This window comes from Paenibacillus sp. LRG-1, assembly GCF_057220305.1.
In genome coordinates this window covers 1,193,895-1,205,101 of record NZ_CM170126.1, presented here as the reverse complement: position 1 = coordinate 1,205,101, position 11,207 = coordinate 1,193,895, and the positions used below count along the sequence as shown (strand labels likewise).

Sequence of the window (11,207 nt, the reverse complement as noted above, 5' to 3'; positions counted from 1 at the left end):
ACCGGCCTTTCTTTTATAAGCGCATGTTATACTTCTCCTCGAAGAACGGAATGAGGTTCCAGAGATCTGGAGGGGAGATGATCATATGGCAGTAATCATCAATAATGAAAGCGCTCAACAGAAAGCGCTTCAATCAGAAAAACCCAATATGCTTTTTGTGACGTTGGTATCCATCGTAGCTGCGCTCGGAGGTATCCTGTTCGGTTTTGATATCGCGGTTGTTTCGGGAGCAGTCGAATTCCTGCAGCAGCGTTTTTCGCTGAGCGAATTTCAGGTTGGTTGGGCGGTGTCAAGTCTGATTGTCGGGAGTGTCACCGGAGCGGCTCTCTCCGGCTACATGAGTGAAAAGATCGGCAGAAAAAAGGTATTACTGGCCGCCGGATTTTTATTCGTCGTCGGCTCGATCTGCTCTGCGCTTCAAGACACGTTCACCGGGTATGTTATCTTTCGCATGATCGGCGGCATTGGCATAGGAATCACTTCCACCGTTTGTCCGGTGTACAACGCGGAGATCGCTCCCGCCAAATACCGAGGTCGTTTGGTTGCTTTAAATCAGTTGGCGATCGTAACAGGGATTTTCCTGGTTTATTTTCAGAATTCGTGGATCGTCAGCATGGGGGATGAAGCCTGGGGTGTCTCAACAGCCTGGCGCTGGATGTTCGGAGTGGGAGCCGTTCCAGGACTGATCTTTATGCTCTTGATGCTCTTCATACCCGAAAGCCCGAGATGGCTTATTAAACAGAATCGGCCTTATGAAGCGCTGCCGATTTTGCTGAAAATTCACGGTGAAGAAGCCGCTAAGCAGGAAGTGCTTGATATCAAGGAATCATTCAAAAATGAGAACAACTCATTGAAACAATTGTTCGCTCCTGGTATTCGGGTCGCTCTCTTTATCGGTGTTATGCTCGCCATTATGCAGCATATTACCGGCATCAATGCCATTTTGTACTACGCGCCGGTTATTTTTAAGGGAATGGGACTCGGTACGGACGCTTCTTTGACCCAGACCATTTGGATCGGGTTGATCAATGTGTTGTTCACCATCGTATCTGTATGGCTGATCGACAAAGCGGGACGAAAAGTCCTGCTGATAATTGGCACCTCGTTGATGACCCTCTGTTTGGTCATTATTGGAGCCGCATTCAAAATGGGTTTGACCACCGGACCGCTTGTGCTCATCATGATATTGATCTACGTGGCCTCCTATGCTATATCACTTGGGCCGATCGTATGGGTTATGATCTCGGAGATCTTTCCGAACCGCATTCGCGGCAAAGCGGTCGCCATCGCTTCGATGGCATTGTGGGCCGGCGATTATCTGGTATCGCAGGCATTCCCTCCTCTGCTGAGTTCAGCCGGCCCGTCCAATACCTTCTGGTTATTCGGAGCCATCTCGTTGTTCGTCGTAGTCTTTTTATGGCGCAAGGTTCCCGAAACCAAGGGGAGATCACTTGAACAGATGGAAAATATGTGGCTTGGGAAATGACCCAACTTTAGCTCTCAAGAAGCCCGGACACATGTTATAATGCTTCAAAACACACGTCCTCTGAGTCATACCGACCTAAATCGGCAATGGTTCAGAGGCTTCTTATTATCAGTTCCCATCCTCCTCCGCATAGTTCCTCACATTGCGCTCCACAGCAGAGCGGTATTCAACAGGCGTCTTGCCTGTGTGCTTTTTGAACAACATATGAAAATACTGCCTGCTGGCCACGCCTACATAATCGGCAATTTCTTGAATGGGAATGTCCGTTTGCTGAAGAAGCATACGGGCCTTGTCCATTCGCAGCATCGTTAAATACGCGGTGAGGGTTATCCCAGTATGCTTTTTGAAAATACGGTGCAAATAACCTGGGTGCAGATTCACGGCTGCCGCCATGTCCTTAACCACAATATCTCGGTCATAGTTCAGATGGAGAAATTCAATGCATCGTTTGATGTACATATCCGTTTGCTGCGTGTTGCTGCGCTCTGCCTCTTCCCGTAGACGTGCAATTCGTACTAGCAATTGCATAAAAAGCATCTCTGCCATTGCACCCGGCTGTTCTTTTCGTTGGTCCAGCTCCAGCACGAGACTTTTCAGCGCATAATATACCTCTTCCGGGTCCGATAGTACCAGATACGGGAACGGACGTGACATGAGAGTCGTGACCTCCTGCTCCTCTGCTGCCATTTGTCGGATAGACGGCCCTACCCTCACTCCCTCCGTAAAACCAAACTCTACATTTAGCATCCGGCACGGTTGTTCTCCTTCCACCACTAGTCGATGAGGTACACCTGCGTCCAGCATAATAAACTCGCCTTTACGCAGCGTGATGCTTTCTTCCACATTCTCTCCCGTTTGTACATCTACCCTGCAAAAGCCGGAAATCATGTACATAATTTCGGTAGAATGATGATCGTGGTAAGACATGGTGTAGTCATGCCATTGCTTGTAATAGTAAGCAAAAAAACGGGGAATATAATCCCCGTCACGCAGCCGTGGCTCAAACAGACTTCCGTTCATCCCCGCACCTCCACAAAAATAGATAAGGCTAACACGACAACGTATCTGCAACCGCTCTATTTTCACAGTTTAACAGACTGAGTCCTGTACTTCTATTTCACTCCATCGGACGATCTGAAATCCTTTGGAATACGGCAGGCGACTCTTGCCTAAAAGGTTGGGGATTTATCACTTTTTGGACTTAAATACTGAATCAACATTCCCGCAAATCGGTTAGCAATTTCTATATCATCAAGTTCATTATTCCAATCGTCCTTGGACGTCAGACTCATTTTCTGTAGTATACCCATCATAGACGTGAAGATAAAATGAGCGGTCTTCAAGGGTTCTGTGTCGGACTTTAATGATCCATCTTGGAATCCAACTTCCAGAGCATCCATCAGGAAATGTCGTTCCTTTTCCCGGCTAACAAAATTTTTGTACTGTTCTTTGAGTTCTTGATTTGAATCATAAGCTTCGTAATGCAGATCGAATAGAAGAATAAACTTGATGTATTCTGGATGTTGCCGAGCGTAATCAATCCATGCATCAAGCATCGAAGTAAGCATCTCCTTACCGCTCATTTCGGCTGAAGGTGCCCTTCTAACAAATTCGGTCATGCTCTCAAGGATTTCCATCTGAACCTCAAAGATCAGTTCGTTCATGGACTGAAAGTGCTTATAGAATGTGACCCGACTTACACCAGCCACGTTGCATACATCCTTAATATTAACTTTGAGAAAGCTTTGCTTCATAAAAAGTTCCTTGGCAGCCGCAATGAGTTCTTCCCGATTTTTATTTTTCAAATTCTGGTGCCAGTTCTCAGTCATTAACAACCATCCGTTTCTCATTTTTCGATTTTTGTAAGGTTAAGAAAAGGGCAGATGCAAGGATAAGGGCACCAAAAATATAAGGAATATGAATGTGTTTGTCAAACATCAAACCCGCCAAAATGGGTCCCAATATGTTGCCTAGGCTGGTATACGTCGTATTCAATCCGGCGGCATATCCTTGACGATCACGAGCTGAGTTCGCGATCATTGTACTTACGGTTGGCCTTAGGAAGGCATTAAAAGCAAAAAACAGCGCCGATACCGCCAGAAGATAACCTAAATTGACCTTAATTATCATTAACAGTAAAGCGATGGCTGTCATGATCAAAGAGAGACGTATAAGCTTTATCTCACCAAGTCTCTTGATGAGATAATCAAGTAGCCATATCTGCACAACGATGCCTATAATTGCACCGACCGTAATGATCATTGAGATTTTAGTGGCATCAAAACCATATTTTCGTTCCACAAAAAGAGCATACACCGTTTCATAATTCATCAAACCTAATGTCATGATCAGAATGAGGAGAAGATAACGAAAATAAGATGTCCGAAATGAATTTAGGATTTGGTTTGGCTCCCGGCGGACCCATTGGCTAGCGGGTTTTCGTTTTTCCTTAGGTAGTGTCTCTGGCATATACAAGCTAAGCAGCGTAGCTACAAGTCCAAGTCCACCAGCAAAAAAATAGGGCACCCTTATGCCAAACTCAGCGATCATACCGCCTAACCCCGGACCAAGCACCATACCCAAATTCATGGAGGCACCCAAGTATCCCATTCCTTTAGCTCGGGTTTCAGAAGTGGTAATATCAGCGACGTAGGCCATATTGGAAGGAACCATTAAGCCAATACCTATCCCCCCGATAAATCGGGCAATATATAGAAGAGGCAATGTCGTAGAAACAGCAAACATAAGATCCGAGATGACGGTTAAAAACAGACCGGTGATGATCATGGATTTCCGCCCCCATCTATCCGAAAGCTGCCCACCTAGGGGCGAAAAAATAAACTGTGCTGCTCCAAAAGCGGCAATAAGATACCCCGCAGCAGCTCCTGCCGCATTAAATTGTTTCAGATATTCAGGCAGAATGGGAATCACCATACCTTGACCCAATAAAGCAATAAACAAATTCAGCATCAGAATGAAAAGTGGAAATGTAGCAGACTTAGGTAAGCTGCTCATGTTTGTAACCCCCTTCAACCATTTACACTATGTAACCCTTTACTATGTGTAAACTATATTAGTTGAAATAGGGACCCTTGTAAATAAAATTACAAACCTATTATGCCAAGCTAATACCAGAAAGAGATCTTTTTATTCTTGCTTTACACATTAGGCTCCTGTTTTGCAAACTCTTGTAACATACCTCTTATTTGTTCTACCAATATAGCAGGTGCTTTCTTTGGTGAACCCGTGTCAAACGGAGGCTGAGGATCGTATTCCAAAATCAGCTGAACTCCTTTACTCATATCTTCTCCCAATTCCCATGCCAATAGCTGGAGTGCCATATCAATACCAGAGGAGACACCGGCTGCTGTAACGATTTTGCCCTGACGAACCACTCTCTCATCTGTTGGAATGGCTCCAAGAGATTGGAGCAGGTCTAAGGAACCCCAATGACTGGTGGCTACGGTTCCATTTAACAAGCCTGCGGCGCTCAAAATCAAAGAGCCGTTACAAACCGACGTGGTCCATTTCGTAGTTTCATGTATTTGGCGAATCCAATTTAACGTTTCTTCGTCATTCATTGGAGTTTTATAATTTGGCGGACTGCAACCTGGAACAACAAGAATATCAGCTGAACTAACTTCAGAAAAGCTGTAATCGGCATGCAAATAACCCATATTTGAGTCCAGCTTGATTAACCCTTTTTTCTTAGCGACAAACTTCACTTCACATTTCAGTGTAGCAGCAAATACATCGTATGGACCCATTGCATCTAATGCCGTAATTCCATCGAAAAGCATGATTGCGATTTTCATGATGATCTCTCCTTTGAAGTGGGATTTTATTCTTGCACATCCATACTAACATACATATACGGGGTATGGGTATATTTAATGGTGTGAAAGCAGTATCTTCATTTCAAACGCCTCTTTAAGAGTACGTACCTGTAAAAAGGCATACTTAAAAAGGGCCACCCCCGAGGTAGTCCTTTTAAGTATGCCTGTAAATCTGTTAATCGCGAGCCGGCTTAGGAGCTTTGCTTACTCAATTGACCATAATATAAATCACTGTAAAAGCCTTTGTGAGCCAGCAGTTCATCATGAGAACCCTTCTCCTCCAAACGGCCATCCTTTAAGACCAGAATCCGATCAGCCAGACGAATGGTATTCAGCCGATGCGCGATGACGAAACTTGTTCGCCCCTGCATGAGCCGCTCCAGTCCTTCTTGTATCTTCATCTCGGTAATGGTGTCGATGCTGCTTGTTGCCTCGTCGAGTACAAGGATGGAAGGGTTGGCCAAAATAGCACGGGCAATAGCCAGCAGTTGTTTTTGCCCTTGACTGATGCCGCTGCCGTTCGCTTCCAACACCTTGTCGTATCCGTCCTTCATCCGCATGATAAAGGAATGGGCGTTAGCCAGTTTCGATGCTTGTTCAACCTCCTCATCGGTGGCGTCCAGTCTGCCGAAGCGGATATTTTCACGAATCGTCCCCTGAAACAGGAAGGAATCCTGTAGCACAAATGCCATGCGGGAGCGCAAGCTTTCACGCTGTATGGTGGTGATATCGCGCCCGTCCAGCGTAATCGTTCCCTGGTCGGGGCTATAGAATCTGGAAAGGAGCTGGATCAGTGTCGTTTTTCCTGCCCCGGTCGGGCCGACTAGTGCGATCATTTCACCCGGTTTGGCTTCAAAAGAAATACCTTCCAGCGTAGCGCTTCCCTCATCATAACCGAAGGAAACATCCGTAAACCGCACCGCCCCCTCCACATGCTCTACCTCCACTGCGCCGCGTTCATCCTTGGACTCTTCATCTTCATCCAATATTTCAAATACACGCTCAGCTCCGGCAATGGCGGACAGCAGAGTGTTCCACTGGTTAGCCAAATCGTTCAGCGGTCTGGTGAACTGGCGGGCATATTCTACGAATACAATAATTGTACCTATAGTGATGGAGCCGCGAATGGCCAAAATCCCACCGATCCCCGCTACAATAGCAAAGCTGAGATTATTCAGTCCGTTCATCAGCTTCGGTATAAAGCCTGAAATCGTTTGTGCCCAGAAGCCCGATAGCCGAATACGGTCATTACGCTCGCCAAAACCACGGATGACTCTCTTTTCCTGCGAAAATGCTTTAATAATCTGCTGCCCAGACAGTGTTTCTTCGATGTATCCGTTCAGTTCGCCCAAATTCTTCTGGCGTTCCTTATATAAAGGCCCGGTGCGACGTGTAATCCAGCGCATCCCGGCAGCCATTAACGGCACCACGATAAAGGTCAGCAGGGTCATCAGCGGGCTTAACCACAGCATCACCGTGAGTGTACCGATTAGCGTCAATATACTCGAAAAAATCTGAATGGCGGAACTGTTAAGCGTAGAACTGACATTTTCAATATCATTGGTCAGACGGCTCATAATCTCTCCCTGCTGACGTTTGCCGTAGAAAGGAATCGGTAGTCGATGCAAATGTGAAAACAGATCGAAACGCATGCGGTACACCGTCTCTTGGGCAATCTCAATCATCCAGATATTTTGCAACCAGGAGGTCAGCGAGTTGAGCAGATATACAGCTCCTAATCCGATGAGAAAATAAATCCACGTGCGTCCACCCGGACCTTCGAGAAAATCATCCACCGCTACGCCGACCAGATATGGACCCAGCAGAGCCAGCCCGGAGCTGAGCAGTACCATGAACAGCACCAGCATCAGTTTGGCCTTACGGCGGGCCAGATAAGCCCATATCCGTCCTAACGTGCCAGACCAGTTCTTCGCTTTGGCCTTGCGGCGTCCTTCCGCTCCCACCGGATTTCGCAGCACACCGGACGGCGGTGTAGGCTGACGGAACGGTTCAATGAGTTCCTTGAACATGCGACTCCTCCTTTCCGTATTGTGATTCATAGATACGCCGATACAGATCCGAGCTATCCATGAGATGCTCATGACTTCCACTTGCCATCAGGCGACCCTCATCCAGCAGTAAAATCTGATCTGCTGAGGCCGTCGAGCTGATTTTTTGCGTAATGAGAAATGTCGTGCAGGACAGGCCATCGAGTGCATTCAGTAGTGCTGCTTCTGTCCCTACATCCAATGCACTTGTGCTGTCGTCCAAAATCAGCACTGTCGGCTGGCGCACCAGTGCGCGGGCAATCGAAAGCCGCTGTTTCTGTCCGCCAGACAGATTGACACCACGCTGCCCGAGCATCGTGTCATAGCCTTGCGGCAAGCGTTCAATCATATTATGGATTTGCGCTATCCGTGCAGCTTCCTTAATTTGCTCCAGGCTGGCATTCTCCAGCCCCCAAGCAATATTATCCCGAATCGAGCCGGTGAATAGCAGTACCTCCTGAGGCACATAGCCAATAGCCTCTCGCAATATGGACGCATCCAGTTCACGAGCGTCCTTTCCGTCAAAGCGCACATAACCTTCATCTTCTTCATACAGACGTGTAATCAACTGCACAAGTGAGGATTTGCCCGAGCCAGTGGCCCCCATAATAGCTATCCGCTCGCCCGATTGCGCCTTAAAAGATATATCCTTTAGGACAGCCAGATCACTGCCCGGATAATGAAAGCTTACCCGGTCCATTTCCACCTGTCCCTCAATCTGTGTATGATGTGTTGAAACAGGCTCCAGCTCTTGCCCATCTTCATTAGATGTTTCCAATATCTCTCGAATCCGCCCCGTAGATGCAGTTGCCCGGGAAAATACAACAACGATACCTGATAAGGCAGACAGGGCTCCAATTGTCCGCAGTGAATAATTGACGACTGCGACCACCTGTCCTACACTGGCATCCCCAGTGGAAATTTGGCCGCGTCCGAACCAAAGTACTGCAATAATCCCTGCATTCATCGTAAACAAAATGAACGGCATCGTCGTTTCTGTCCAGCGTAGAGCGGACACCGTCCCTTTCATCAACTCGCCTCCGTAATGGGCAAAACGTTCGATTTCATGCCGCATCCGCACAAAAACCCGGATGAGACGGATACCTGTCAGATTCTCCTGAATTACTCCGTTAACGTCATCCAAGCGTCGCTGGACACCTTTAAACAAAGTGACCGTCCTCCGCATCATCACCAACACAAACACGAACAGCACTGGGGCCATAACCGCCAATAGCAGTCCAAGCCTGAAATGTACAACCAGTGCCATCACAATACTGCCGATGACTACAAGCGGAACCCGTGTCATAAAACGCAGGCTCATAAACACCGTATCCTGTACTTGCGTGACATCCCCGGTCAGGCGCGTAATCAGCGACGAAGTGGCAAAACGTTTAAACACAGGATACGAAAAGGATTGCACTTTACGGTACAGCTTTTCCCGCAAATCATAGCCGAAGCCCTGACTTGCATGTGAAGCAAAAAAAGAGCTGGATATCCCCGCCATAAAAGCGATAACGGCACTCCCCACCAATACACTGCCCCATAACCAGACGACGGACAAATCCTGCTGTCGGATGCCCTCATCAATGATTTTAGAGATCAAATATGGCTGTGATAGCTCTACCGTCAATTCCAGCAACATCATCACGAGCGCTGCGATGGCTGGAACCCGATATTTTTTTAGAAAAGAAAACATCATTCCCACAAGCATTCCTCCAATTGCCCATAGCCGTCCTTCCAGATCAGCGTGTAATGGTTATAAGATTCGAACCTGTCTGCTGTAAAACCATATATACGCACTTTATACAGCACTATATTTTATTATACCCTTCTGAACGGCTTCGTTTAACCAGCAAATTGGAGACTCCGGTTGTGAAATTAAAAGATATGCAAGAAAGCGTTCCAGTCACGGTCACACTTACCGGACGGGAACGCTTTTTCGATTATTTCGGCAGCTCTGCCGGATAATACTGCAGCCAGCGCCTTAAATCCGCGCTATGAATGACACGCTTGGGATCTTCACCGACTAGGCGAAGTCGCTCCAGCAGGAACTTGATTTCACCGGAGCCCGCCTCGATTCCTTCCTGCTCCAGCATATATTGAACTGCACTTCTGCCCGAATGCTTGCCGAGTACAAACGAATGGTCAGCACCCAGCTCAGTCGGATCAAGGGCCTGATAGGCGGCGCGCTCCTTTAGCAGACCGTTGATATGTATGCCGGATTCATGGGCGAATACCATGTCTCCCACAATTGGCTTACCTTCGGGAATGATTCGGTTGGAGGCTTTGGAGACCAGTGCAGCCAGCGGGTTCAGCAGTTCGGGGCGGACACTGCAGGTTCCTTGATATAGATCCCTCCACGACATCACCACTTCCTCCAACGCCGTATTACCTGCCCTTTCCCCAAGGCCCGACACTGTGGTACTGGCCCAGACAGCTCCCGCCTGCAAAGCTGCCAAAGTATTGGCAAGCGCTAGGCCATAATCATTATGACAGTGAATCTCAAGCTCCACATCCTGCGGCACGCGCGATACAAATCTGTCTATACGGGCAGCTATGGCAGCGGGATGGTGAACGGACAGCGTGTCGGCATATCTGAAGCGCCGGATACCATCCCTATAGAGCTGATTCGCCAACTGCTCAAGGAACAGGTCATCTGCCCTTGAAGCATCCTCAAAGCCTACGGAAACAGTCAATCCTTTACACAGACCGTAATCGACTGACTTGCGGATCAGCTCCGTCACCTGCTCAGGATTCATACCCAGCTTGGCCTTCATCTGCACCGTCGACACGGGAACCGAAATATGGGCCCAGCCGACACCTGTCGATTCAGCTGCATCAATATCCGTGAACACCGCGCGATTCCAGGTCATTAGCTTCATCTGAAGTCCGAGAGCAGCAATCCTGGCAATAGACCTGCACTCCGCCTCTCCCATTGCCGGAATTCCGATCTCAGCCTGCTCCACCCCCGCCGAGTCCAGCATGATGGCAATTTCAGTTTTCTCCTCGGCCGAAAAGGCAACGCCCGGAGCCTGTTCTCCGTCACGAAGTGTCGTATCACAAATATGCAATCGACTCATCTGTATTCCCTCCCGTTCCGCAGCACGGACAACGCGGATTGCGTTTGACCGCTATGGTGCAGCTGCTCATATCCAGCACATTCATACGGTACATGCGGTCAGTGAACAGATTGCCCGCATCTGTAATCCATTTGACCGCTTCCAGTGCAGCCATACAGCCAATCAAGCCAGAGGTGGCTCCCAGGACCGGGAATCCCAGAGGCTCCCAAGGCTGTCCGCCTTCTGGGTAGAGACATTCCAGGCACGCCGTCCTACCGGGATCAATGGTCATCAATGATACTTCATAGGCGTACATGGCCGCCTCTATCATCGGTCTGCCATGTCGAACACATAGTCTGTTCAGCGCATATCTTTCCGGAAAGTCATATCGTGCATCAATCACGATATCTGCCGCTTCTACCCATGGTCGAGAGGATTCTTCCGTGATTCTGTCGGCGTGGCCCTCAAGCTGGGTCTCCGGATTGATACGGTGCAAATGCTGCAATGCCGTTTCCATCCGTTCCTCCCCGATTCGTCCGCTGTCCATCAGCACCTGCCGGTTCATATCGGGCAGATGGATTACACCCTCATGGGCCAATATCAGCTTTCCCACTCCAGCAGCGGCCAGGTACATGGCCGCTGTCCCTCCCAATCCTCCGATGCCTGCAACCATAACAGTAGCCTGCTTTAGCCTGTTCTGACCTTCCACTCCCAGCAGCTTCAACTGGCGTCCGTATCTACTGTCTTCCAGCAGCTGTACCATTCGTCCACCCCTCCA

9 protein-coding genes are annotated in these 11,207 nt (G+C 48.4%); 1 reads left to right on the top strand and 8 read right to left on the bottom strand.

Features of this window, described 5'->3' with window-relative positions:
* Positions 1–85 precede the first annotated feature (85 nt).
* Positions 86–1,486: a sugar porter family MFS transporter gene (locus ACUUJN_RS05360; RefSeq protein ID WP_053324769.1), complete on the top strand. Its 1,401-nt coding sequence runs from the start codon at positions 86–88 to the stop codon at positions 1,484–1,486.
* Positions 1,487–1,594: 108 nt separating this feature from the next.
* Here the strand turns inward: ACUUJN_RS05360 and ACUUJN_RS05355 are convergent, their stop codons facing one another.
* The 8 genes from ACUUJN_RS05355 to ACUUJN_RS05320 form a co-directional block, all read right to left on the bottom strand.
* On the bottom strand, positions 1,595–2,506 hold the full coding sequence (locus ACUUJN_RS05355; protein WP_053324768.1) for an AraC family transcriptional regulator: 912 nt from the start codon (positions 2,504–2,506) through the stop codon (positions 1,595–1,597).
* A gap of 149 nt (positions 2,507–2,655) precedes the next feature.
* Positions 2,656–3,315 carry a TetR/AcrR family transcriptional regulator gene (locus ACUUJN_RS05350; RefSeq protein ID WP_053324767.1) on the bottom strand — a complete coding sequence of 220 codons (660 nt, stop codon included), beginning with the start codon at positions 3,313–3,315 and terminating at the stop codon, positions 2,656–2,658.
* Positions 3,308–4,501, bottom strand: coding sequence for an MFS transporter (locus ACUUJN_RS05345; RefSeq protein WP_484669356.1), 1,194 nt, complete (start codon positions 4,499–4,501; stop codon positions 3,308–3,310). Before ACUUJN_RS05345 ends, ACUUJN_RS05350 begins: the two co-directional genes overlap by 8 nt.
* A 143-nt stretch (positions 4,502–4,644) precedes the next feature.
* Positions 4,645–5,301, bottom strand: coding sequence for a DJ-1/PfpI family protein (locus ACUUJN_RS05340; protein WP_023987280.1), 657 nt, complete (start codon positions 5,299–5,301; stop codon positions 4,645–4,647).
* Between the two features lie 212 nt (positions 5,302–5,513).
* Complete coding sequence (locus tag ACUUJN_RS05335) at positions 5,514–7,352, bottom strand: ABC transporter ATP-binding protein (RefSeq protein WP_068938469.1); 1,839 nt, start codon at positions 7,350–7,352, stop codon at positions 5,514–5,516.
* Positions 7,333–9,069, bottom strand: coding sequence for an ABC transporter ATP-binding protein (locus tag ACUUJN_RS05330; RefSeq protein WP_279832217.1), 1,737 nt, complete (start codon positions 9,067–9,069; stop codon positions 7,333–7,335). Before ACUUJN_RS05330 ends, ACUUJN_RS05335 begins: the two co-directional genes overlap by 20 nt.
* Positions 9,070–9,313: 244 nt before the next feature.
* Entirely contained in the window at positions 9,314–10,450 is a 1,137-nt protein-coding gene (locus tag ACUUJN_RS05325; protein WP_076264452.1) for a homocitrate synthase/isopropylmalate synthase family protein, read from the bottom strand.
* Positions 10,428–11,192, bottom strand: a complete 765-nt coding sequence (locus ACUUJN_RS05320; protein ID WP_023987276.1) for a HesA/MoeB/ThiF family protein — start codon at positions 11,190–11,192, stop codon at positions 10,428–10,430. Before ACUUJN_RS05320 ends, ACUUJN_RS05325 begins: the two co-directional genes overlap by 23 nt.
* Positions 11,193–11,207: the final 15 nt, after the last annotated feature.